Origin of the sequence: Streptococcus mitis (assembly GCF_905187495.1) — a bacterium.
In the GTDB taxonomy this organism is placed as follows: domain Bacteria; phylum Bacillota; class Bacilli; order Lactobacillales; family Streptococcaceae; genus Streptococcus; species Streptococcus mitis_CU.
The window spans coordinates 134,383-157,268 of record NZ_CAJJIB010000151.1 but is presented as its reverse complement, the minus strand read 5'-3'; the positions used below and the strand labels follow the sequence as shown (position 1 = coordinate 157,268).

The window sequence follows — 22,886 nt, the reverse complement described above, 5'->3', positions numbered from 1 at the left end:
TTGTAAAGATAAAAAATAAACAAAAATGTCAAAAAAAGGACAAAAAACAACAAAAAAATATTGACAACGATTTCATATAGTGTTATACTTATAGCATAAAGTTAATGGAAAGAAGGGAAAACCTTATGGGATTAGATCATTTCTTTGACAAAAACCTTGTGTTTTGCTTAGAAGCGGATAATCAAGAACATCTCTTTGATCAGGTTGCAACTTTATTGGAAGAACGAGAAATCGTAACTCCAACCTATCGTGAAGCCTTGATCACGCGTGAAAAGTCATTTCCAACTGGCTTAGATATGGAATTTTTGGGTAAGGATTTGCCGAATGTGGCTATTCCTCACACGGATATTGTTCATAATCTAGCCGAAAAAGTTGTGGTCGTTCGATTAGAAAAACCAGTGACTTTCCACAATATGATTGCACCAGATAAGGAAGTAGAGGTATCCTTACTCTTCTTTATCATTAATAACTCAAGTTCAAGCCAAACGAACATTCTTGCTCAGTTGATGGACTTCTTTACTGGAAATGGTCATCTTGAAGACCTATCAAAAATTTCTGAACCAGAAGCCCTCTATGCTTATATTGCTGAAGCAATTGCTTAATCTTGTCTATTAAAAATATTAAATCGGAGGAAATCCATATGATTAAAATTCTTGCTGCCTGCGGTGCAGGTGTTAACTCAAGCCACCAAATTAAAAGTGCTCTTGAAGAAGAACTTTCAAACCGCGGTTTCGATGTTCACTGTGATGCGGTAATGGTCAAAGACGTTAATGAAGACCTTATCAAAGGTTATGACATCTTCACACCAATTGCTGCGACAGACCTTGGTTTTGACCCAGGTATTCCAGTTATCGAAGCTGGACCAATCTTATTCCGTATCCCAGCAATGAGTGCTCCAGTATTTGACAATATTGAAGCAGCTATCAAAGAACACGGATTAAGCTAATTTTAATTTGTTAACATTCATATAACAATAAAAAGGGAGGAACTATTATGGATGTCATTATCGAACTAGCCAATAAGCTGTTCAAACCTATCTTGGATATGGGTGGACCAATCATCATGCTGATCATTTTGACAGTATTGGCTCTACTTTTTGGAGTGAAATTCTCCAAAGCGCTTGAAGGTGGTATCAAACTTGCCATCGCTCTTACAGGTATCGGTGCCATCATTGGTATGTTAAATGGTGCTTTCTCAGCATCACTTGCAAAATTTGTTGAAAACACTGGTATTCAATTGAACATCACCGACGTTGGTTGGGCACCACTTGCTACAATCACTTGGGGATCTGCTTGGACACTTTACTTCTTGCTCATCATGTTGATTGTCAACGTAGTGATGCTTGCTATGAAGAAAACTGACACACTTGACGTTGATATCTTCGATATCTGGCACTTGTCTATCACAGGTCTTTTGATTAAATGGTATGCAGACAACAATGGAGTTAGTCAAGGAGTTTCACTCTTCATCGCGACTGCAGCAGTTGTCCTTGTAGGAGTTCTTAAAATCATCAACTCTGACTTGATGAAACCAACATTTGACGATCTTCTTAATGCACCAAGTTCATCACCAATGACTTCAACTCACATGAACTACATGATGAACCCAGTTATCATGGTTTTGGATAAGATTTTTGAAAAATTCTTCCCAGGTCTTGATAAATATGACTTTGACGCTGCAAAATTGAACAAGAAAATCGGTTTCTGGGGATCTAAATTCTTCATCGGTTTCATCCTTGGTATCGTTATCGGTTTGATGGGTACTCCACATCCAGTTGATGGACTTAAAGATGCAGCAAACTGGCAAGAAGTTATCAAAGGTTGGTTGTCTCTTGGTTTGACAGCCGGTGTAGCTTTGGAACTCTTCTCACTTATCGGTTCATGGTTCATTGCTGCCGTAGAACCACTTTCACAAGGTATTACAAACGTTGCTACTAAACGTTTGGAAGGACGTAAGTTTAACATCGGTCTAGACTGGCCATTCATCGCTGGTCGTGCTGAAATCTGGGCTTGTGCAAACGTACTTGCACCAATTATGTTGATTGAAGCTGTGCTTCTTTCAAACGTCGGAAATGGTATCTTGCCACTTGCAGGTATCATCGCTATGGGTGTTACTCCAGCTCTCTTGGTTGTAACACGTGGTAAATTGCTCCGTATGATTATCTTCGGAACACTCTTGTTGCCACTCTTCCTTCTTTCAGGTACACTTATCGCGCCATTTGCAACAGAACTTGCTAAAGGTGTAGGTGCCTTCCCAGAAGGTGTGAGCCAAACTCAGTTGATCACTCACTCAACTCTTGAAGGACCAATCGAAAAACTTCTTGGTTGGACAATTGGTAACACTACAACTGGTGATATCAAAGCAATCCTTGGTGCTGTAGCCTTCCTTGTATTCTATATCGGTATCTTTGCTTGGTACAGAAAACAAATGATCAAACGTAACGAAGAGTACGCAGCAAAAGCAAAATAATGCGCTCCTATAAAATGTAAATTGTTGAAACTAGGTTGTCATACCATTAGGAGTGACAGCCTAGTTTTTTATAAACTATCAAGAAATCGGAGAAAATAATGATAATTGAATTAAAATCAGAACAATTAAGAGTTCAATTTAACAGTTTTGGTGGGGCTCTTTCTTCTATAAAGGATGCTGAGGGACTGGAGTATTTGTGGCAAGGGAATGCTACTTATTGGAGTGGACAAGCTCCTGTTCTCTTTCCCATTTGTGGTTCTTTGAGAGAGGATACAGCACTTTATATAGATGAGAAGGGGCAAGAAAGCAAAGGAAAGATTCCTCGTCATGGTTTGGTTCGCAAGAAAGAATTTGAATTAGTTGAACAGACAGACAAGAGTGTAACTTTTGCAATTGAAGACGATGAGAATAGCTATCAGAACTACCCTTATCATTTCCGCCTAGAAATCACTTATAGCCTTTCTGGCAAAACAGTACGTACTCAATACAAGATTTTTAATAAAGAAACTAGCAAGGTCGTGCCTTACTTTATTGGTGGACATCCAGGATTTAATTGTCCTCTATTGGATGATGAGATCTATGAAGATTACTATTTAGAGTTTGAGAAAGAAGAGACTTGCTCTGTTCCTCGTCCTTTCCCAGAAACAGGTATGCTGGATTTTCAAGATAGAAGTCCATGGCTAGAAGGTCAAAAAGAATTAGACCTCAGCTATGATCTTTTCAGCACTGATGCAGTCACCTTAGATGAATTGCAATCTAGAACAATTGCCCTTCGTTCTCGTAAACATGATAAGGGATTGAAAGTGCACTTTGCAGAGTTTCCAAATCTTATTATCTGGTCAACTTTGAATAAGGGTCCTTTCATTGCTTTTGAACCATGGTCTGGCTTGTCAACATCTCTTGAAGAAGGAGATCATCTAGAAGATAAGAAGAATGTTCGCCTCCTAGAACCTGGTCAAGTGGATCAAATTGGTTTTGACATCGAAATTTTTTAGTTAAAAAAACACAAAAACAAACATAAACTGTTGACTTTTTCAGAAAATAGGAGTATATTATGTTTGTAAGCAACAAATGATGTTTGTAACAAACAAATAATCAATTGTTATATTTTCTTTCGTGGGGAAAGATTATTTCTAGGGAAATGGTTTCCTAAACTTGAATAAGGTGTCATTCATCTCATTCAATCTAATTTGTCAATAAACTGCTAGAAAACTTTTTGTAGGTAAACTGCTAACCATAAAAGTCTTTACTAGCCTAGAAAAATAAAAGGAGTATACAATATGTCTATTGTTATCGGTGCAGATGCTGCAGGTTTGAGATTGAAAGAAGTTGTGAAAGACTTCTTGGAAAAAGAAAACTTCCACGTTGTGGATGTTACAGCTGAAGGTCAAGACTTTGTTGATGTGACTCTTGCTGTTGCTGCAGAAGTAAACAAAGAAGAACAAAACCTTGGTATAGTTATTGATGCTTATGGTGCTGGTCCATTCATGGTTGCAACTAAGATCAAAGGAATGGTTGCTGCAGAAGTATCTGATGAACGTTCAGCTTATATGACTCGTGGCCACAACAACTCACGTATGATCACTATGGGTGCACAACTTGTTGGTGATGAATTGGCTAAAAACATTGCTAAAGGATTTGTTAACGGTAAATACGATGGTGGACGTCACCAAATCAGGGTCGATATGTTGAACAAAATGTGCTAATACTCTTCAAAAATCAAGATAATCTGTCGTCAGCTCACTTTAGCTAACCTCAGTTATGCTCGCAGCTCGCTTCCTAAGCTAATCTTGATTTTTCTTGAGTAAGGATAAATGATATTAGATTTATATAATTAATCGGAGGGAATAACTAATGAGAATTGCAATTGGATGTGACCACATCGTAACAGATGAAAAAATGGCGGTTTCAGAATTTTTGAAATCAAAAGGATATGAAGTCATTGACTTTGGTACATATGACCATACACGTACTCACTACCCAATCTTTGGTAAAAAAGTAGGGGAAGCTGTAACTAGCGGTCAAGCTGATCTTGGAGTATGTATCTGTGGTACTGGTGTTGGTATCAACAACGCTGTAAATAAAGTTCCAGGTGTTCGTTCTGCCTTGGTTCGTGATATGACAACAGCCCTTTATGCTAAAGAACAATTGAACGCCAACGTTATCGGTTTTGGTGGTAAGATTACTGGTGAATTGCTCATGTGTGACATCATCGAAGCTTTCATCCATGCTGAATACAAACCATCTGAAGAAAACAAAAAATTGATTGCGAAAATTGAACACGTTGAAAGTCATAATGCTCAACAAACAGACGCAAACTTCTTCACTGAATTCCTTGAAAAATGGGATCGCGGAGAATACCACGACTAAGAGGTGACATATGATTTTAACAGTCACAATGAACCCATCCATTGATATTTCCTATCCCTTGGATGAGTTGAAGATTGATACTGTCAATCGTGTGGTGGATGTAACCAAAACGGCTGGTGGTAAGGGACTCAATGTTACCCGAGTACTTTCAGAATTTGGGGATTCTGTTCTTGCTACTGGTTTAGTGGGTGGCAAACTTGGTGAGTTTTTGGTTGAAAATATCGATGATCAAGTAAAGAAAGATTTCTTCTCAATTCAGGGAGAAACTCGTAACTGTATCGCTATTCTTCATGGAGATAATCAAACAGAAGTTCTTGAAAAAGGTCCTGAAGTATTGGAACAGGAAGGTCAAGACTTTTTGGAACATTTCAAAAAACTCTTGGAGTCAGTTGAAGTAGTAGCCATCTCAGGTAGTCTGCCAGCTGGTCTTCCAGTTGATTACTATGCGAGCTTGGTAGAACTTGCTAATCAAGCTGGCAAGCCTGTTGTCTTGGACTGCTCTGGTGCAGCACTTCAGGCGGTTCTTGAATCACCACATAAACCAACAGTCATCAAACCAAATAATGAGGAATTATCTCAGCTTCTTGGAAGAGAAGTTTCTGAGGATTTGGATGAATTAAAAGAAGTTCTTCAAGAACCTTTGTTTGCAGGTATTGAATGGATTATCGTTTCACTTGGTGCCAACGGTGCCTTTGCCAAACATGGTGACACTTTCTACAAGGTAGATATTCCTAGAATTCAGGTAGTCAACCCTGTTGGCTCTGGAGATTCTACTGTGGCAGGAATTTCTTCAGGACTTCTTCACAAAGAATCAGATGCAGAATTACTCATCAAGGCAAATGTCCTTGGTATGCTCAATGCTCAAGAAAAAATGACTGGTCATGTCAACATGGCCAACTATCAAGCTCTATATGATCAATTAATAGTAAAAGAGGTATAAAATGGCTTTAACAGAACAAAAACGTGCACGCTTAGAAAAACTTTCTGATGAAAATGGAATCATCTCAGCTCTTGCATTTGACCAACGTGGTGCTTTGAAACGCCTAATGGCTCAACACCAAACAGAAGAACCAACAGTGGCTCAAATGGAAGAACTTAAAGTCTTGGTAGCAGATGAATTGACTAAATACGCTTCATCTATGCTTCTTGACCCTGAGTATGGACTTCCAGCAACTAAAGCTCTTGATGAAAAAGCTGGTCTTCTCCTTGCTTATGAAAAAACAGGTTATGACACAACAAGCACAAAACGCTTGCCAGACTGCTTGGATGTTTGGTCTGCAAAACGTATTAAAGAAGAAGGTGCAGATGCAGTTAAATTCTTGCTTTACTATGACGTAGATAGCTCAGACGAACTCAACCAAGAAAAACAAGCTTATATCGAACGCATCGGTTCAGAGTGTGTGGCTGAAGATATTCCATTCTTCCTTGAAATCCTTGCTTACGATGAAAAAATTGCGGACGCAGGTTCTGTAGAATACGCTAAAGTAAAACCACACAAAGTTATTGGTGCTATGAAAGTCTTCTCAGACCCACGCTTTAACATTGATGTCTTGAAAGTAGAAGTTCCTGTTAACATTAAATATGTTGAAGGCTTCGCTGAGGGTGAAGTAGTTTACACACGTGAAGAAGCAGCAGCCTTCTTCAAAGCTCAAGATGAAGCAACTAACTTGCCTTACATCTACTTGAGTGCTGGTGTATCAGCTAAACTTTTCCAAGATACTCTTGTATTTGCTCATGAATCAGGTGCAAACTTTAACGGAGTTCTTTGTGGCCGTGCTACATGGGCTGGATCAGTTGAAGCATACATCAAAGATGGTGAAGCAGCAGCTCGCGAATGGCTTCGCACAACTGGTTTTGAAAACATTGATGAGCTCAATAAAGTTCTTCAAACAACAGCGACTTCATGGAAAGAACGCGTGTAAGCAAGTCCTCCTAGGTTAGGAACATGAATCTAAAAAAATTTTAAAAAAAGTTTTATGTAAAGGTTTACAAAATAACTTACTTGTGCTATACTTAAATCACAAGTTAATACAAGGTGAGTGTTACTAAGTAATATTAGGCATGATCACAGGTGAATTAGAAATCGGCTGATTTTCTAGTTCATTTGTGGTCATTTTTTGTACTCATATACCTTTAAGATATAAAAGGAGGTTGACATGTATCGAATTCTAAATCCAATGAATCACAATGTCTCGCTTGTCAGAAATGATAAAGGAGAAGAAGTGATTGTGATTGGTAAGGGGATTACATTTGGAAAGAGGAAGGGAGATTTGATTACTGAACAGCATATTGAGAAAATCTTTCGGATGAAGACAGAAGAGTCAAGAGAAAACTTTATGGCTCTCCTCAAAGATGTTCCGCTTGATTTTATCACAGTGACCTATGAAATCATTGATAAGCTATCAAAGAAATATCATTATCCAATTCAAGAGTATCTCTACGTAACCTTGACAGATCATATTTACTGTTCTTACCAAGCTCTAGCACAAGGAAGGTACAAGGATAGTAATCTACCAGATATTTCCACTAAGTATCCTGTCGCTTTTCAAATCGCAAATGAAGCTTTTGAAATTTATCGTCAGAAGCTAGCAGATCATTTTCCTGAGGACGAAATTATTCGGATTGCTTATCATTTCATTAATGCCGAAGGTGAAAATGAAGTGGAACTTGTGGAGTCGATTGATAAGAGGAAAGAAATTCTCAGGAATGTTGAAGAAGTTTTAACGGACTATGCAATTCAACGAACCAAAGAGAATAATCATTTCTATGATCGTTTTATGATACATTTGAATTATTTCTTGGATTATTTAGACAGATCTAGAGATGATAACCAATCACTTCTGGATATGGAAGATCATATTAAACAATCCTATCCAAAAGCGTTCGAGATTGGTTCCAAGATCTATGATGTGATTACGCAACATACGGGTCTTGATTTGTATAAAAGTGAACGAGTTTATCTAGTTCTACATATCCAACGTTTATTGTCATAAAAATTTAATTAAAAATACCTAAGGAGAATTCTATCATGAATAGAGAAGAAGTAACATTGTTAGGTTTTGAAATCGTAGCCTATGCTGGCGATGCTCGTTCAAAACTATTGGAAGCCTTGAAAGCTGCTGAAGCTGGCGATTTTGCGAAAGCAGATAGCTTAGTCGAGGAAGCTGGTTCTTGCATTGCAGAGGCTCACCACGCGCAAACAAGTCTATTGGCTAAGGAAGCTTCAGGTGAGGACTTAGCCTATAGTGTAACCATGATGCATGGCCAAGACCACTTGATGACAACTATCTTATTAAAAGATTTGATGCACCATTTAATTGAACTCTACAAGAGAGGAGTTAAGTAATGAATAAATTAATTGCATTTATTGAGAAAGGAAAGCCTTTCTTTGAGAAACTATCTCGTAATATCTACCTTCGTGCCATTCGTGATGGTTTCATTGCAGGTATGCCTGTTATTCTCTTCTCAAGTATTTTTATCTTGATTGCCTTTGTACCAAACTCATGGGGCTTTAAATGGTCTGATGAAGTTGTAGCCTTTCTGATGAAACCTTATAGCTATTCTATGGGTATTCTGGCTCTCTTGGTAGCTGGTACAACAGCTAAGTCATTGACCGACTCAGTAAACCGTAGCATGGAGAAAACCAATCAAATCAACTATATGTCAACACTGTTAGCAGCGATTGTTGGTTTGTTGATGTTGGCAGCTGATCCTATCGAAAATGGTCTTGCTACTGGATTCTTGGGGACAAAAGGTTTGCTTTCAGCCTTCCTTGCTGCCTTTGTTACTGTAGCAATCTATAAGGTTTGTGTTAAGAACAACGTCACTATTCGTATGCCTGACGAAGTTCCACCAAATATCTCACAAGTCTTTAAAGATGTGATTCCATTCACTCTCTCAGTTGTTTCACTTTATGCTCTTGATTTACTAGCTCGTCATTTTGTTGGTGCAAGCGTAGCTGAATCAATCGGTAAATTCTTTGCACCATTATTCTCTGCTGCTGATGGTTATCTAGGTATTACGATTATCTTTGGTGCCTTTGCTTTCTTCTGGTTTGTTGGGATCCATGGTCCATCTATCGTTGAACCAGCTATCGCAGCTATTACCTATGCCAATGCCGAAGTCAACTTGAACCTTCTCCAACAAGGTATGCACGCTGACAAGATTCTTACTTCTGGTACACAAATGTTTATCGTTACCATGGGTGGTACTGGTGCGACACTGGTTGTTCCATTCATGTTCATGTGGTTAACAAAATCAAAACGTAACCGTGCAATCGGTCGTGCTTCAGTAGTCCCAACATTCTTTGGTGTAAATGAACCAATCTTGTTTGGTGCACCACTTGTATTAAACCCAATCTTCTTCATTCCATTTATCTTTGCTCCAATCGCAAACGTTTGGATCTTCAAATTCTTTATTGAAACACTTGGAATGAACTCATTTACTGCTAATCTACCATGGACAACTCCAGCTCCACTAGGTCTAGTTCTTGGTACGAACTTCCAAGTTCTATCATTCATTCTTGCTGCCCTTCTAATCGTGGTTGACGTAGTCATTTACTATCCATTCCTTAAAGTATATGATGAACAAATTCTTGAAGAAGAGCGTTCAGGTAAATCTAATGATGAATTGAAAGAAAAAGTTGCCGCAAACTTCAACACTGCAAAAGCAGATGCTATTCTTGAAAAAGCTGGTGTAGAAGCAGCACAAAATACAATCACTGAAGAAACAAATGTCCTCGTTCTCTGTGCAGGTGGAGGGACAAGTGGACTTCTTGCGAATGCTTTGAATAAGGCAGCTGCAGAATACAATGTTCCTGTGAAAGCAGCAGCAGGTGGCTATGGTGCTCACCGTGAAATGTTGCCAGAGTTTGATCTTGTTATCCTTGCCCCTCAAGTTGCTTCAAACTTTGAAGACATGAAAGCAGAAACAGATAAGCTCGGTATTAAACTAGCGAAAACAGAAGGCGCTCAATACATCAAATTAACTCGTGATGGAAAAGGTGCTCTTGCATTCGTACAAGCTCAATTCGATTAACGATAGGGACTATAAAACAGTCTCCTATCGTTACGGAAATCGCTATGGCGAATTTCCTAATCGCCTTATTAATTCGTCGGTAAAAAGCTATCGTTTTTACCTTCTCATGTCACAATTCGATTAACGATAGGGACTCTGAAATAGTCTCCTCTCGTTACGGAAATCGCTATGGCGAATTTCCTAATCGCCTTATTAATTCGTCGGTAAAAAGCTATCGTTTTTACCTCCTCATGTTACAATTCGGTGACTTGGTACAAGAAGTGAGATGGAGAAGGATGGCTCACTGACTCCTCTCCTCTCACTTTTACTTTATTTAAATCAAGAAATAGGTGAAAAAAATGACAAAAACATTACCAAAAGACTTTATTTTCGGTGGCGCAACAGCTGCCTATCAAGCAGAAGGTGCTACACATACTGATGGTAAAGGACCAGTTGCGTGGGATAAGTATCTTGAAGATAACTACTGGTACACTGCCGAACCAGCCAGTGATTTTTACAATCGATACCCAGTTGACCTCAAGCTAGCAGAAGAGTATGGTGTCAATGGTATTCGAATTTCTATTGCCTGGTCACGTATTTTCCCGACTGGTTACGGTCAAGTAAATGCTAAAGGTGTTGAATTTTATCATAATCTATTTGCAGAGTGTCACAAACGTCATGTTGAGCCTTTTGTAACTCTTCATCACTTTGATACGCCAGAAGCTCTCCACTCAAATGGAGACTTCTTAAACCGTGAAAATATTGAACACTTTGTAGACTACGCTGCCTTCTGTTTTGAAGAATTCCCAGAAGTAAACTATTGGACAACCTTTAATGAAATTGGGCCAATTGGTGATGGTCAATACTTGGTTGGAAAATTCCCTCCAGGTATTCAGTACGACCTTGCCAAAGTTTTCCAATCGCACCACAATATGATGGTTTCTCATGCGCGTGCAGTCAAGCTATATAAAGATAAAGGCTATAAAGGTGAAATTGGTGTTGTTCATGCTTTGCCAACCAAGTATCCTTTAGATCCTAAAAATCCAGGAGATGTTCGTGCAGCTGAGTTGGAAGATATTATTCACAATAAATTTATTTTGGATGCAACTTATCTAGGTCGCTATTCAGATGAAACGATGGAAGGTGTTAACCATATCTTATCAGTCAATGGTGGTAGCTTGGATCTTCGTGAAGAAGATTTCACAGCATTAGAAGCTGCAAAAGACTTGAATGACTTCCTTGGAATCAATTACTATATGAGTGACTGGATGAAAGCCTTTGATGGAGAAACTGAAATTATCCATAATGGTAAGGGTGAGAAAGGAAGTTCTAAATACCAAATAAAAGGTGTTGGTCGTCGTGTAGCTCCGGATTATGTGCCACGTACAGACTGGGATTGGATTATCTACCCTCAGGGTTTGTATGACCAAATCATGCGTGTGAAGAAAGATTATCCTAACTACAAGAAGATTTACATCACTGAAAATGGACTTGGTTATAAAGATGAGTTCGTCGATAACACTGTTTACGATGATGGTCGTATTGATTATGTCAAACAACACTTAGAGGTCTTATCTGATGCGATTGCTGATGGTGCAAACGTCAAAGGATACTTCATCTGGTCATTGATGGATGTCTTCTCTTGGTCAAACGGTTATGAAAAACGCTACGGTCTCTTTTATGTAGACTTTGAAACTCAAGAACGTTATCCTAAGAAATCAGCTCACTGGTACAAGAAAGTAGCTGAAAGTCAGATTATAGACTAGTAGAATGAGTAATTAGATATAGAATTCTAGTGAGGCAAAAGATGTTCAAAGATTTTATCCAATCAATTTATGAAAAAGTTTATATTATCAATTTTGATAAATGTTCTCAAATACCTCGTTTGACTAATGAGGAGCTGAAAAATCTTGGGAAATGGTATATCTCTACCGGTAAAGAATGGATTTGCCATTCAGACTATGAGCTAGAAGAATTTAAAAATATCTTTTTAAGTTTTATCAGTCCTGAAGAACGGGATAATATCTCCTTTGATTCAGATTTTATGCCGTTTCAACAATCATAAAGAATCTAGGAAACTCTTTGTAAAAATCTTCATCCAAAAATGCGTCATATCAAGATTCTTATTTTCTTGATATGACGCATTTTATTTTTTATCAATCCTCAGTTTTATGGTTTAGAAAGAATAATTTTTGTTTGTTTTGAAAGTTGTTCAAACGTTTCTTTGCTCAGTTTAGAATCTGAAACGATGGTATCAATATCAGAGATATTGTAGAAGGTATAGAAATCAAATTTATTGAATTTACTATGGTCAGCTAGTAAGTATTTTTTATTGGAATTATTGAGGGCGATGCGTTGAGATTCACCTTCCTCTTCACTAAAGGTCGCAATTGAATTGTCCTGAATACCATTACAGCTAACGAAAGCTTTAGAAAATTGAAGATTGGCTAAGTTTTGCAAGGTTAGTGTTCCGACAAAGGCTCCAGTGATAGAGCGGTAATTCCCACCAATTAAAATCAAATCTGTTAGTTTTCGTTCGTTTAAGATGAGAAAGACTGGTAAACTGTTTGTTACAACACGAATATTATCAATTGGAAGTTCACGGGCAAAAGATTCCAAGGTTGTCCCTGGACCAATAAAAATGGTTTCACCCTCATCAATTAAATGGCCTGCAAAACGGCTGATTTCTTGTTTTTCTGCGATTTGTAAGCCTTGTTTTTCAATATTGGAACGCTCATTATTTAAAATAGAACCTGTGCGAATTTTCTCAGCTCCACCGTGAACTCGAACAAGTAAATCCTTGTCTGCCAACTCTTGCAAGTAGCGTCTAGCAGTCATATCTGACACATCCAAGCGAGTCATGATTTCTTTTACAGTAATAGTTCCCTTTGTATTTACCGTTTCTAGAATATTATCTAGTTTTTCCTGCTTTAACATCGTTATCACCTCTATTTCTATTACTATTTTATCATAAAGTATTCAATCAATCAATTTAAAAAACAAAAGAAAACAAAAACAAAAATATCATGGTTGTTTTAAACAAACCATGATATTTGTTATTGATTATAAAATAGATAACATTAGTTTAAACCGTAGTTGTAATCATCGTCTTGCATGGCTTCAACTTCACCAAGGAGGTAACCATTTCCGACTTGAGAGAAGAAGTCGTGGTTAGAAGTTCCTGTTGAAATACCGTTCATAACGATTGGGTTGACGTCATCAGCTGAATCTGGGAAGAGTGGATCTTGTCCCAGGTTCATGAGTGCTTTGTTAGCATTGTAGCGAAGGAAGGTCTTGACTTCTTCAGTCCAACCAACACCGTCATAGAGGCTCTCTGTATAACCTTCTTCATTCTCGTAGAGAGTGTATAGCAGATCATACATCCATTCTTTGAGTTTTTCTTGCTCTTCTTCAGGTAATTCATTGAAACCAAGTTGGAATTTATAACCAATGTAGGTTCCGTGAACAGATTCATCACGAATAATCAATTTGATGATTTCCGCAACGTTGGCTAGTTTGTTGTTACCAAGGTAGTAGAGCGGCGTGAAGAAACCAGAGTAGAAGAGGAAGGTTTCGAGGAAGACACTGGCAACTTTCTTTTCAAGTGGGCTACCGTTTAGGTAGATTTCGTTGACAATCTCTGCCTTCTTTTGTAGGTAAGGATTGGTATTGGTCCATTCGAAAATTTCTTCAATCTCAGCCTTAGTATTCAAGGTAGAAAAGATTGATGAGTAAGATTTTGCGTGGACAGATTCCATAAATTGTATGTTATTGAAAACAGCTTCCTCATGTGGTGTACGGATGTCCGCGCGAAGGGCTTGAACCCCAGTTTCAGATTGCATAGTGTCGAGAAGGGTTAAACCACCAAAGACTTTTCCAACCAAGTCTTTTTCTACATTTGATAGCTTTCTCCAGTCATCCAAGTCATTTGACAAGGGAATACGTGTATCAAGCCAGAATTGCTCCGTCAGTTTTTCCCAAGTTGATTTGTCGATGACATCTTCGATGGCATTCCAGTTAATGGCTTTGTAGTAAGTTTCCATTTTGAAATCTCTTTCTGTGTTTAGTATTGCGAACTCACAATTATTTTTATTTTATCATAATCCTAGAGTAGTTTCGCACAAAAAGTCGGAAGCCCGACTTTTTGTTATTTCATAGTATAGATGCTTATTCTAGTTTAGCAGGGTGAATGAATCACTTATCTGAGAAAAAGTAGTTTTCTCAAGCAAAGATTAAATCACACAGCTTTCACATTGGTTGGCACCGACTTCTCCACCATCATCTGTAAAGGTACGGACGTAGTAGATAGACTTGATTCCCTTGTTAAAGGCATAGTTACGAAGGATAGACAAGTCACGTGTCGTTTGCTTATTTTCCTTCTTCCATTCGTAAAGACCTTTTGGAATGTCACTACGCATGAAGAGAGTGAGTGAAAGTCCTTGGTCCACGTGCTCAGTTGCAGCAGCATATACATCGATGACTTTACGCATATCCATGTCGTAAGCAGAAGTGTAGTAAGGAATGGTTTCTGTTGACAAGCCAGCAGCAGGGTAGTAGATTTTCCCGATTTTCTTTTCTTGACGTTCTTCGATACGTTGCGTAATCGGGTGGATAGAAGCAGAAACGTCATTGATGTAACTGATCGAACCATTTGGTGCTACAGCAAGGCGGTTTTGGTGGTAAAGGCCATCTGCTTGAACCTTGTCGCGAAGTTCAGCCCAGTCAGCAGCGCTTGGAATAAAGACATCTTCAAAGAGTTCTTTAACACGGTCTGATTTTGGAACAAATTCGCCTGTCACATACTTGTCGAAGTAGCTTCCGTTAGCATAGTCTGATTTTTCAAAGTTGTGGAAGGTGATACCACGTTCACGCGCAATATTGTTTGACTCTACCAAGGTCCAGTAGTTCATAAGCATAAAGTAGATGCTTGTAAATTCAACAGACTCAGGTGATCCATATTCAATGAGTTGTTGGGCAAGGTAGCTGTGAAGTCCCATGGCACCAAGTCCAAAGGTGTGAGCTTGGCTATTTCCATGGTCGATGGTAGGCACAGCTACGATGTGTGAACTATCTGTAACGAAAGTAAGGGCACGAACCATAGCACGGATTGAGCGACCAAAGTCAGGTGAAGTCATCATGTTAACCACGTTGGTTGAACCAAGGTTACATGAAACATCTGTTCCCATTTGAAGGAATTCTTGAGCATCGTTGATCAAGCTTGGTTCTTGGACTTGAAGAATTTCAGAACACAAGTTACTCATGATAATCTTACCATCAACAGGATTTGCACGGTTAGCCGTATCAATGTTGACTACATAAGGGTAGCCAGATTCTTGTTGCAATTTAGAGATTTCCGTTTCCAAATCACGCGCCTTGATTTTTGTCTTACGTATATTTGGATTTGCGACTAGTTCATCGTATTTTTCAGTGATGTCAATGTAGTTGAATGGCACACCGTATTCAAGTTCTACAGAATATGGGCTGAAGAGGTACATTTCTTCATTCTTACGAGCCAATTCGTAGAATTTATCGGGTACTACAACACCAAGTGAAAGGGTCTTAACACGAACTTTTTCATCGGCATTTTCTTTCTTAGTGGAAAGGAAGGCGATGATATCTGGGTGGAAGGCGTTGAGGTAGACAACACCAGCACCTTGACGTTGACCCAATTGGTTTGAGTAAGAGAAGCTATCTTCGAAAAGTTTCATAACTGGAACGACCCCAGAAGCAGCTCCTTCATAGCCCTTGATAGGTGCACCAGCTTCACGAAGGTTGCTGAGAGTAATTCCCACACCACCACCGATACGTGAAAGTTGAAGAGCTGAGTTGATAGAACGTCCGATAGAGTTCATATCATCAGTTACTTGGATTAGGAAGCAAGATACTAACTCCCCACGGCGAGCACGTCCAGCATTCAAGAAGGAAGGAGTAGCAGGTTGGTAGCGTTGGTGGATGATTTCATTGGCAATATCGATTGCAACAGCTTCATTGCCATCAGCGAAATAAAGGGCGTTAAAGAAGACACGGTCTTCCATGCTTTCAAGATAATATTCACCGTCATTAGTCTTTAAGGCGTATTGATTGTAAAACTTATAAGCTGCCATGAAAGACTTGAATTGGAAGTTTTGGTCTTTGATAAATTGAGCCAATTCTTCCAAAAATTCTGGACGGTATTTCTTGATAAAGGCTGTTTCGATATAGTTGTGTTCAATGAGGTAGTTGATTTTATCCTTGATTGAATCAAAAACCATAGTGTTTGGAACTACATTTTCTTTAAAGAAAGCATCCAAGGCTTCCTTATCTTTATGAAGCATGATTTGTCCATTGACAGGACGGTTGATTTCGTTATTGAGACGGAAGTAAGTCACGTCTTCAAGATGTTTTAATCCCATAAAATTTCCCTTATCTAATTACAAAAGAAAGGCTTCTAAGTTAGCCCTAGAAGCAGTTTCTTCTGGATGATGTACTAAGATTATGCTAATTGTTTCAATTTTCCTGGTTGGAAACCTGAAAAGACTTCAGTTGGTGTTTGGATAACAGGAGCTGCGCTGAAACCGAGCTCTTTAACTTGATCGATGTATTCAGGTTGCTCATCAAGATTGATTTCACGATAAGCGACATTATTACTGTCCAAGAAACGTTTGGTCATTTTACATTGGACACAGTTGTTTTTAGAATAAACGGTTACCATTGTGTAACTCCTCTTTCAAAATAGATTACTTTCTTAGTATATCAGAAAATAAATTTTTGTCAATGATTTAAAACTAAATATAGTGGTATATTTTTCTACTCAAGGTCGCAAAACACAACATGTAGTGTTTGTTTTGTAAAATAGTGATGATTATCCTAGAAGTAGTTTTTTGGAAAACTATATCCTGTGTTTTGTTATCTAGAATAGAAGATTTTCAGCAAGTTATCTGAAAGGAAATCGAATAAATCCCATAAAATGCTTGAAAAAAATCCTAGAAGATGGTATAATACCAAATTGTAAGGGTTATCACATATAACTCAAAAAAGAAAGAACAAAAGGAGAGTCAAACTATGGCTTCTAAAGATTTCCACGTAGTGGCAGAAACAGGTATTCACGCACGTCCAGCAACATTGTTGGTACAAACTGCAAGCAAATTTGCTTCAGATATCACTCTTGAGTACAAAGGTAAATCAGTTAACCTTAAATCAATCATGGGTGTTATGAGTCTTGGTGTTGGCCAAGGTGCTGACGTAACTATCTCAGCTGAAGGTGCAGATGCAGATGACGCTATCGCTGCAATCTCAGAAACAATGGAAAAAGAAGGATTGGCATAAGGAAAATGACAGAAATGCTTAAAGGAATCGCAGCATCTGATGGTGTTGCAGTTGCAAAAGCATATCTACTCGTTCAACCGGATTTGTCATTCGAGACTGTTTCAGTCGAAGATACAAACGCAGAAGAGGCTCGTTTGGATGTAGCTCTTGAAGCTTCTCAAAACGAGCTTTCTCTTATCCGTGAGAAAGCTGTAGGTACGCTTGGTGAAGAAGCGGCTCAAGTTTTTGACGCTCATTTGATGGTTCTTGCTGACCCAGAATTGATTGGTCAGATTAAAGAAACAATCCGTGCTAAGAAAGTCAATGCAGAAGCAGGTCTTAAAGAAGTGACTGACATGTTCATCACTATCTTTGAAGGCATGGAAGACAACCCATATATGCAAGAACGTGCAGCGGATATCCGCGACGTGACAAAACGTGTATTGGCAAATCTTCTTGGTAAGAAATTGCCAAACCCAGCTTCTATCAATGAAGAAGTAATCGTGATTGCGCATGACTTGACACCATCTGATACAGCTCAATTGGACAAAAACTTTGTAAAAGCTTTTGTAACAAACATCGGTGGACGTACAAGCCACTCAGCTATCATGGCACGTACACTTGAAATTGCAGCTGTATTGGGAACAAATAACATCACTGAAGTAGTGAAAGACGGCGATATCCTTGCCGTTAACGGAATTACTGGTGAAGTGATTATCAACCCAACAGATGAACAAGCGGCAGAATTTAAAGCAGCTGGTGAAGCTTATGCTAAACAAAAAGCTGAATGGGCACTTTTGAAAGATGCTCAAACAGTGACTGCTGACGGTAAACACTTCGAGTTGGCAGCTAACATCGGTACTCCAAAAGACGTTGAAGGTGTTAACAACAACGGTGCAGAAGCTGTTGGACTTTACCGTACAGAGTTCTTGTACATGGATTCTCAAGATTTCCCAACAGAAGATGAGCAGTATGAAGCATACAAAGCTGTTCTTGAAGGAATGAATGGTAAACCAGTGGTTGTTCGTACAATGGATATCGGTGGAGATAAGGAACTTCCTTACTTCGATATGCCACATGAAATGAACCCATTCCTTGGATTCCGTGCCCTTCGTATCTCTATTTCTGAAACTGGAGATGCAATGTTCCGTACACAAATCCGTGCCCTTCTTCGTGCTTCTGTTCATGGTCAATTGCGTATCATGTTCCCAATGGTTGCCCTTTTGAAAGAATTCCGTGCAGCCAAAGCAGTTTATGAAGAAGAAAAAGCAAACCTTCTTGCTGAAGGTGTTGCAGTTGCGGATGACATCCAAGTTGGTATCATGATTGAAATCCCTGCAGCAGCGATGCTTGCAGACCAATTTGCAAAAGAAGTAGACTTCATGTCAATTGGTACAAACGACTTGATCCAATACTCAATGGCAGCAGACCGTATGAACGAGCAAGTTTCATACCTTTACCAACCATATAACCCATCAATCCTTCGCTTGATCAACAACGTTATCAAGGCAGCTCACGCTGAAGGTAAATGGGCTGGTATGTGTGGTGAGATGGCTGGTGACCAAAAAGCTGTTCCACTTCTTGTCGGAATGGGCTTGGATGAATTCTCTATGTCAGCAACATCAGTCCTTCGTACACGTAGCTTGATGAAGAAATTGGACACTGCTAAGATGGAAGAGTACGCTAACCGTGCCCTTACAGAGTGTTCAACAATGGAAGAAGTTCTTGAACTTCAAAAAGAATACGTTAACTTTGATTAATGTCATTAACCTTGTAACCTAGTTGCAAGGTTTTTTGATACATTCGGGAATAGTATAGTCTTGTAAAGTCCACTTTTCAATGGTTCAGAGGCATGGTATAATAGGGGAAAGTAATTAGAATAAGAGAGAAACCATGTCTAAAGAAATTGATATTGAGTACTACCACCAGCTAGCCTTGCAAAAGCAGAAGGAACATCGAAAAGTTTTAGCCAATCTAAAGAAAAAGCCACCAAAAAATCTAGATAAGATAGCCCAGCAGATTCACGAGGAAGTCTTTGCGGAGATTGATTGTACGGCCTGTGCTAACTGTTGCAAGACATTGGGGCCTGACTTTAAAGAAGCGGATATTACACGAATCGCCAAGTATTTTAAGATGAAATTACCTGCTTTTGAAGCAGAGTTTTTGCAGGTAGATGAAGATGGGGATAAGGTTTTTAAATCCATGCCCTGTCCCTTTTTAGGAGGAGATAATCTCTGTTCCATCTATGACGTTCGTCCAAAGGCCTGTCGAGAGTTCCCTCATACAGATCGGAAAAAGATCCATCAAATCAACCATTTGACGATTAAGAATACTTTGACCTGTCCAGCAGCTTATCTCTTTGTTGAGAAATTAAAGGATAAGTTATAGAGATTTAAAGGATAAAAAATTTCTAATAATAACTAACAATATGAAGGGGGAACTCTGTGCCTAGACCGAAAACAAAAGAGGAGCTAATGCTGGTCTCTAAGGAAAATTATGAAAAGCTTAACCTCTTCATCTCTCAATTAAGTGAAGATGATCTACAGACTCCATTTGATTTTTCAAGAGACCCAAAGAAAAAAGAAGCTCACTGGAAAAGGGATAAAAATCTACGGGATGTCTTGATCCATCTTTATGAATGGCAGCAGTTACTTTTGACTTGGGTACATTCTAATCAAGAAGGTCACGAAAGACCTTTTCTCCCTGAACCTTATAATTGGAAAACTTATGGACAAATGAATGTCGCTTTTTGGAAGAAGCACCAGAAAACGTCCTTAGAAGAAGCGACTAGACTCCTAGAACAATCACATAGGGAGGTTTTAGAATTGATAGAAGTTTTTAGCAATGACGACCTCTTTACCAAAGGTGTCTATAAGTGGACCGGCGGAACAAGTCTAGGTTCCTACTTTGTCAGTAACACCTCCAGTCATTATGATTGGACTATGAAAAAACTCAAAGCTCATCGGAAGAATTGTAAGGGATAGATGGCCTATTTGAAATGGCAAGAATGAGTTCTTTTAAACGTAAGATAAAAACAAAGGGCCATCAAGTGATGTAGCCCTTTTGAGTTATACAATTAAATTACCATGCAAAAGCTGTCGTTGGAGCATTGAGCGCTTCTAACCACTGTTTATTTTTTACGGGGCAAAGAGTTACGGATATACCAGCCATATCTAGACTGGTCATAAATGTTCCTGATTTTATAAAGGTAATAGTGACTCCTTCAATTTCTAAGAGTTGAAGGAGATCATTGATAAATACGCCCATTTCTAAGTTGCTGGTAGTGCCTAGATTATTTACAAGCAATATAAATTGATTACCCTTTTTCCAATGATAGTGCAATCTTAATTTACTTATAATTTCATTTGCAAGGATTTCCGACGATTGGAATGGGACGATACGATATCCTTCTTCGCCATGTATCCCAATGCCATAAGAAATATTTCCTTCTTCCAAGTTAAATAGTGGAAGGGTGGCTTGGGGGAGACTAGCAGCTTTCGTTGCAAAACCAATTGTTGCGATTTCGGGAGCAAGTTGATGACCTAAATCAGTTAGTTGCTCGATTTCGGCACCATTTTGAGCTGCATATCCTAGAATTTTATGAAGCAAAATTGTCCCTGCAAGCCCTCTTCCTCTAATTTGAAATCTATTGTGAGGTTCAATTGAAATATCGTCGTGTGCTAGACTATAGCTGACCTTAATTCCTTCTTGTCTAGCAGTGTTAATGGCCCAGCTAAATTCTTTGATGTCTGCTTCGAAATTTTTTACAATGATGAAGACACCGTGACCATTGTTTAAAAAACGAATGGACTCTAAGATTTCAGTTCTTGTAGGAGGAGTAAATAATTGGCCATAGATAGCAGCAGTAAGCATTCCTTCTCCCACATATCCAATATGCGCAGGTTCGTGACCGGAACCTCCACCCGACAAGATTGGAACCTGATGAGGATTACGATTTTTTTGATAGACTAATGGTAAGGTAGGGTGTTTTTCTAATTCGGGATGATTGCTGACAGTTGCTGAAATGTAACTTGAAATAATTTTCTGTTTATGATTTGAAATAAATGTCATTGTGGTCTCTTTCCAATAATTGTCATGATTAAAAAGTCTGGTTGTGGAACTGGACTTTTTTTATTGACGTAAGCCTTCACGATTTCTGCTAAAGCATGTGAATGATAGTCTAACAAAAAACAAGTATAAGCAGATGAATCGATATCAATCTGACCGTATTCTTTTAAAATTTTTGATACAAGCAAGCGACAGTAGCTGATAAATTGGTCATAGAAGTTATTTTGTCCTTGAATATCAAAAAGTTGAATATAAAAGTCACGCTCTTGTTCGAAATAAAAAAATAATTCTTGTAATAGTTTTTGTCCTGAAATGAAGTCCAAGTTATTGGTGATATACTCGGTTAAGTCATTTTCAAATATCCAGTCGAGCAGTTCATATTTGTCAAGAAAGTGATTATAAAAGGTCTGTCTACGAATGCCAGCTGATTCCATGATATCTACAATGGAGATTTTGTCAAATTCTCTAGTAGCTAATAGGTCTCTAAATGCCTTGGCAATCCGTTTTTTTGTAATAAGTGATGATGCCATAGGAAACCTTTCTTTTACTTCCTTCATTTTACCAAAAAAATGTTTGAAATGGGTTTAAAAGGGGACAAATAATAGAATCTGTCCCTTATCAGCCAGCAGTAAAAAATATATAATGAAAGCGAAAACAAAGGTAAATACCGAAAGGAGTTTCTTATGAAAAAAATTATAAATGAACCGACACAAGTTGTTGATGAAATGTTGCAGGGATTGTCATTCATGCATGATGACTTGGTGGAACGCTTAGATGGTTTTGATGTCATCGTTAGAAAGGCAGAAAAGACAGGAAAAGTTGGTCTCATTTCAGGTGGAGGCTCAGGACATGAACCAAGTCATGCTGGTTTTGTAGGAGATGGAATGCTGTCTGCTGCCATTTGTGGAGCAGTCTTCACTTCACCTACTCCGGACCAAATTTTAGAAGCCATTAAGGCAGCTGATGAAGGTGCTGGAGTTTTCATGGTCATCAAGAACTATTCTGGTGACATTATGAACTTTGAAATTGCACAAGAACTTGCTGAAATGGAAGGTATTGATGTAGCAAGTGTTGTAGTCGATGATGATATTGCTGTTGAAAATAGTCTCTATACCCAAGGGCGTCGTGGTGTTGCAGGTACTATATTAGTCCATAAAATTTTGGGTGATGCGGCTCGTTCTGGTAAATCATTATCTGAAATGAAGGACTTGGCCGATAAACTTGTCTTAGAAATTAAAACAATTGGGCTGGCCTTGTCTGGAGCAACTGTTCCTGAAGTTGGGAAACCAGGATTTGTTCTAGAAGATGATGAATTTGAATATGGAGTTGGTATTCATGGTGAGCCAGGATATAAAAAAGAGAAAATGCAACCTTCCGCACAATTGGCTTCAGAATTGGTTGAAAAACTATCTGAAGGTTTCCAACTTAAGGCTGATGAACGCTATGGCCTTCTCATTAATGGTTTAGGAAGCACTCCTCTTATGGAACAATACGTATTTGCGAATGATGTGGCTAAATTACTCCATGAAAAAGGTGTTGAGTTGGCATTTAAGAAAATTGGAAACTATATGACATCAATTGATATGGCTGGATTATCATTAACATTGATTCGATTGGCAGATGATGAATGGTTAGATGCTTTAAATGCACCTGTTACAACACCAGCTTGGTAAAACTCA

Annotated in this window: 24 protein-coding genes; 18 read left to right on the top strand and 6 right to left on the bottom strand. The window is 38.6% G+C overall.

Translation table 11 applies throughout. From position 1 onward, the window contains the following. The first annotated feature begins 125 nt into the window (after positions 1 to 125). The 13 genes from JQ843_RS06970 (at position 126) to JQ843_RS06910 (ending at position 11,920) form a co-directional block, all read left to right on the top strand. Positions 126 to 602, top strand: coding sequence for a PTS sugar transporter subunit IIA (locus JQ843_RS06970; RefSeq protein ID WP_000521974.1), 477 nt, complete (start codon positions 126 to 128; stop codon positions 600 to 602). Between the two features lie 38 nt (positions 603 to 640). Beyond that, on the top strand, positions 641 to 946 hold the full coding sequence (locus JQ843_RS06965; protein WP_000590547.1) for a PTS sugar transporter subunit IIB: 306 nt from the start codon (positions 641 to 643) through the stop codon (positions 944 to 946). 47 nt (positions 947 to 993) lie between these two features. Then, positions 994 to 2,469, top strand: a complete 1,476-nt coding sequence (locus tag JQ843_RS06960; RefSeq protein ID WP_125393833.1) for a PTS galactitol transporter subunit IIC — start codon at positions 994 to 996, stop codon at positions 2,467 to 2,469. Positions 2,470 to 2,567: 98 nt separating this feature from the next. Next, the gene (locus JQ843_RS06955) at positions 2,568 to 3,464 is read left to right on the top strand and encodes an aldose 1-epimerase family protein (protein WP_203213252.1); all 897 of its coding nucleotides are present in this window, start codon (positions 2,568 to 2,570) and stop codon (positions 3,462 to 3,464) included. Positions 3,465 to 3,749: 285 nt separating this feature from the next. Further along, complete coding sequence (lacA, locus tag JQ843_RS06950; RefSeq protein ID WP_000029277.1) at positions 3,750 to 4,175, top strand: galactose-6-phosphate isomerase subunit LacA; 426 nt, start codon at positions 3,750 to 3,752, stop codon at positions 4,173 to 4,175. 148 nt (positions 4,176 to 4,323) lie between these two features. After that, positions 4,324 to 4,839 (top strand): galactose-6-phosphate isomerase subunit LacB, encoded by a 516-nt coding sequence (lacB, locus tag JQ843_RS06945; RefSeq protein ID WP_001216913.1) that lies wholly within the window; start codon positions 4,324 to 4,326, stop codon positions 4,837 to 4,839. Between the two features lie 10 nt (positions 4,840 to 4,849). Then, positions 4,850 to 5,779, top strand: coding sequence for a tagatose-6-phosphate kinase (locus tag JQ843_RS06940; RefSeq protein ID WP_203213251.1), 930 nt, complete (start codon positions 4,850 to 4,852; stop codon positions 5,777 to 5,779). A gap of 1 nt (position 5,780) precedes the next feature. Then, a complete protein-coding gene (gene lacD, locus JQ843_RS06935; RefSeq protein ID WP_001229114.1) occupies positions 5,781 to 6,761 on the top strand; it encodes a tagatose-bisphosphate aldolase in 981 nt (326 codons plus the stop codon). A 234-nt stretch (positions 6,762 to 6,995) separates the two neighbouring features. Continuing rightward, positions 6,996 to 7,832 (top strand): PRD domain-containing protein, encoded by an 837-nt coding sequence (locus tag JQ843_RS06930; RefSeq protein WP_004254529.1) that lies wholly within the window; start codon positions 6,996 to 6,998, stop codon positions 7,830 to 7,832. Positions 7,833 to 7,867: 35 nt separating this feature from the next. Beyond that, positions 7,868 to 8,185, top strand: coding sequence for a PTS lactose/cellobiose transporter subunit IIA (locus JQ843_RS06925; RefSeq protein WP_001078320.1), 318 nt, complete (start codon positions 7,868 to 7,870; stop codon positions 8,183 to 8,185). Beyond that, positions 8,185 to 9,876 (top strand): lactose-specific PTS transporter subunit EIIC, encoded by a 1,692-nt coding sequence (locus JQ843_RS06920; RefSeq protein WP_001037324.1) that lies wholly within the window; start codon positions 8,185 to 8,187, stop codon positions 9,874 to 9,876. The genes JQ843_RS06925 and JQ843_RS06920 overlap by 1 nt, the downstream gene beginning before the upstream one ends. Before the next feature lie 338 nt (positions 9,877 to 10,214). Further along, positions 10,215 to 11,621 carry a 6-phospho-beta-galactosidase gene (gene lacG / locus JQ843_RS06915; RefSeq protein ID WP_203213250.1) on the top strand — a complete coding sequence of 469 codons (1,407 nt, stop codon included), beginning with the start codon at positions 10,215 to 10,217 and terminating at the stop codon, positions 11,619 to 11,621. A 41-nt stretch (positions 11,622 to 11,662) separates the two neighbouring features. Continuing rightward, entirely contained in the window at positions 11,663 to 11,920 is a 258-nt protein-coding gene (locus tag JQ843_RS06910) for a DUF3884 family protein (RefSeq protein ID WP_084819641.1), read from the top strand. Between the two features lie 104 nt (positions 11,921 to 12,024). On the opposite strand, the gene JQ843_RS06905 is transcribed toward JQ843_RS06910, so the two are convergent. From JQ843_RS06905 to nrdH, 4 genes are all read right to left on the bottom strand, one after another. Continuing rightward, on the bottom strand, positions 12,025 to 12,792 hold the full coding sequence (locus JQ843_RS06905) for a DeoR/GlpR family DNA-binding transcription regulator (RefSeq protein ID WP_203213249.1): 768 nt from the start codon (positions 12,790 to 12,792) through the stop codon (positions 12,025 to 12,027). Positions 12,793 to 12,935: 143 nt separating this feature from the next. Further along, on the bottom strand, positions 12,936 to 13,898 hold the full coding sequence (gene nrdF, locus JQ843_RS06900) for a class 1b ribonucleoside-diphosphate reductase subunit beta (protein ID WP_004262458.1): 963 nt from the start codon (positions 13,896 to 13,898) through the stop codon (positions 12,936 to 12,938). A 189-nt stretch (positions 13,899 to 14,087) separates the two neighbouring features. After that, positions 14,088 to 16,247: a class 1b ribonucleoside-diphosphate reductase subunit alpha gene (gene nrdE / locus JQ843_RS06895; protein ID WP_203213248.1), complete on the bottom strand. Its 2,160-nt coding sequence runs from the start codon at positions 16,245 to 16,247 to the stop codon at positions 14,088 to 14,090. An 80-nt stretch (positions 16,248 to 16,327) separates the two neighbouring features. Next, entirely contained in the window at positions 16,328 to 16,546 is a 219-nt protein-coding gene (nrdH, locus tag JQ843_RS06890) for a glutaredoxin-like protein NrdH (protein WP_000259240.1), read from the bottom strand. A 350-nt stretch (positions 16,547 to 16,896) separates the two neighbouring features. Between nrdH and JQ843_RS06885 the strand changes: the two genes are divergently transcribed. From JQ843_RS06885 to JQ843_RS06870, 4 genes are all read left to right on the top strand, one after another. Continuing rightward, positions 16,897 to 17,160 carry a phosphocarrier protein HPr gene (locus JQ843_RS06885; protein WP_000146947.1) on the top strand — a complete coding sequence of 88 codons (264 nt, stop codon included), beginning with the start codon at positions 16,897 to 16,899 and terminating at the stop codon, positions 17,158 to 17,160. Positions 17,161 to 17,165: 5 nt separating this feature from the next. Continuing rightward, positions 17,166 to 18,899: a phosphoenolpyruvate--protein phosphotransferase gene (gene ptsP, locus JQ843_RS06880; RefSeq protein WP_004241506.1), complete on the top strand. Its 1,734-nt coding sequence runs from the start codon at positions 17,166 to 17,168 to the stop codon at positions 18,897 to 18,899. Between the two features lie 133 nt (positions 18,900 to 19,032). Continuing rightward, positions 19,033 to 19,527, top strand: a complete 495-nt coding sequence (locus JQ843_RS06875) for a YkgJ family cysteine cluster protein (RefSeq protein ID WP_000031471.1) — start codon at positions 19,033 to 19,035, stop codon at positions 19,525 to 19,527. A gap of 56 nt (positions 19,528 to 19,583) precedes the next feature. Further along, positions 19,584 to 20,123: a ClbS/DfsB family four-helix bundle protein gene (locus tag JQ843_RS06870; RefSeq protein ID WP_203213247.1), complete on the top strand. Its 540-nt coding sequence runs from the start codon at positions 19,584 to 19,586 to the stop codon at positions 20,121 to 20,123. A gap of 97 nt (positions 20,124 to 20,220) precedes the next feature. Here the strand turns inward: JQ843_RS06870 and dhaQ are convergent, their stop codons facing one another. Further along, on the bottom strand, positions 20,221 to 21,210 hold the full coding sequence (dhaQ, locus tag JQ843_RS06865; protein ID WP_203213246.1) for a DhaKLM operon coactivator DhaQ: 990 nt from the start codon (positions 21,208 to 21,210) through the stop codon (positions 20,221 to 20,223). Further along, positions 21,207 to 21,737 carry a dihydroxyacetone kinase transcriptional activator DhaS gene (gene dhaS / locus JQ843_RS06860; RefSeq protein WP_049516635.1) on the bottom strand — a complete coding sequence of 177 codons (531 nt, stop codon included), beginning with the start codon at positions 21,735 to 21,737 and terminating at the stop codon, positions 21,207 to 21,209. Before dhaS ends, dhaQ begins: the two co-directional genes overlap by 4 nt. 153 nt (positions 21,738 to 21,890) lie before the next feature. On the opposite strand from dhaS, the gene dhaK reads away from it, so the two are divergent. Continuing rightward, entirely contained in the window at positions 21,891 to 22,880 is a 990-nt protein-coding gene (gene dhaK, locus JQ843_RS06855; protein WP_000720680.1) for a dihydroxyacetone kinase subunit DhaK, read from the top strand. Positions 22,881 to 22,886: the final 6 nt, after the last annotated feature.

Bases quoted from the DNA above. Each gene is read 5' to 3' on its own strand.
- JQ843_RS06970 (WP_000521974.1), top strand. From the start codon at position 126: ATGGGATTAGATCATTTCTTTGACAAAAACCTTGTGTTTTGCTTAGAA.
- JQ843_RS06965 (WP_000590547.1), top strand. From the start codon at position 641: ATGATTAAAATTCTTGCTGCCTGCGGTGCAGGTGTTAACTCAAGCCAC.
- JQ843_RS06960 (WP_125393833.1), top strand. From the start codon at position 994: ATGGATGTCATTATCGAACTAGCCAATAAGCTGTTCAAACCTATCTTG.
- JQ843_RS06955 (WP_203213252.1), top strand. From the start codon at position 2,568: ATGATAATTGAATTAAAATCAGAACAATTAAGAGTTCAATTTAACAGT.
- lacA (WP_000029277.1), top strand. From the start codon at position 3,750: ATGTCTATTGTTATCGGTGCAGATGCTGCAGGTTTGAGATTGAAAGAA.
- lacB (WP_001216913.1), top strand. From the start codon at position 4,324: ATGAGAATTGCAATTGGATGTGACCACATCGTAACAGATGAAAAAATG.
- JQ843_RS06940 (WP_203213251.1), top strand. From the start codon at position 4,850: ATGATTTTAACAGTCACAATGAACCCATCCATTGATATTTCCTATCCC.
- lacD (WP_001229114.1), top strand. From the start codon at position 5,781: ATGGCTTTAACAGAACAAAAACGTGCACGCTTAGAAAAACTTTCTGAT.
- JQ843_RS06930 (WP_004254529.1), top strand. From the start codon at position 6,996: ATGTATCGAATTCTAAATCCAATGAATCACAATGTCTCGCTTGTCAGA.
- JQ843_RS06925 (WP_001078320.1), top strand. From the start codon at position 7,868: ATGAATAGAGAAGAAGTAACATTGTTAGGTTTTGAAATCGTAGCCTAT.
- JQ843_RS06920 (WP_001037324.1), top strand. From the start codon at position 8,185: ATGAATAAATTAATTGCATTTATTGAGAAAGGAAAGCCTTTCTTTGAG.
- lacG (WP_203213250.1), top strand. From the start codon at position 10,215: ATGACAAAAACATTACCAAAAGACTTTATTTTCGGTGGCGCAACAGCT.
- JQ843_RS06910 (WP_084819641.1), top strand. From the start codon at position 11,663: ATGTTCAAAGATTTTATCCAATCAATTTATGAAAAAGTTTATATTATC.
- JQ843_RS06905 (WP_203213249.1), bottom strand. From the start codon at position 12,792: ATGTTAAAGCAGGAAAAACTAGATAATATTCTAGAAACGGTAAATACA.
- nrdF (WP_004262458.1), bottom strand. From the start codon at position 13,898: ATGGAAACTTACTACAAAGCCATTAACTGGAATGCCATCGAAGATGTC.
- nrdE (WP_203213248.1), bottom strand. From the start codon at position 16,247: ATGGGATTAAAACATCTTGAAGACGTGACTTACTTCCGTCTCAATAAC.
- nrdH (WP_000259240.1), bottom strand. From the start codon at position 16,546: ATGGTAACCGTTTATTCTAAAAACAACTGTGTCCAATGTAAAATGACC.
- JQ843_RS06885 (WP_000146947.1), top strand. From the start codon at position 16,897: ATGGCTTCTAAAGATTTCCACGTAGTGGCAGAAACAGGTATTCACGCA.
- ptsP (WP_004241506.1), top strand. From the start codon at position 17,166: ATGACAGAAATGCTTAAAGGAATCGCAGCATCTGATGGTGTTGCAGTT.
- JQ843_RS06875 (WP_000031471.1), top strand. From the start codon at position 19,033: ATGTCTAAAGAAATTGATATTGAGTACTACCACCAGCTAGCCTTGCAA.
- dhaQ (WP_203213246.1), bottom strand. From the start codon at position 21,210: ATGACATTTATTTCAAATCATAAACAGAAAATTATTTCAAGTTACATT.
- dhaS (WP_049516635.1), bottom strand. From the start codon at position 21,737: ATGGCATCATCACTTATTACAAAAAAACGGATTGCCAAGGCATTTAGA.
- dhaK (WP_000720680.1), top strand. From the start codon at position 21,891: ATGAAAAAAATTATAAATGAACCGACACAAGTTGTTGATGAAATGTTG.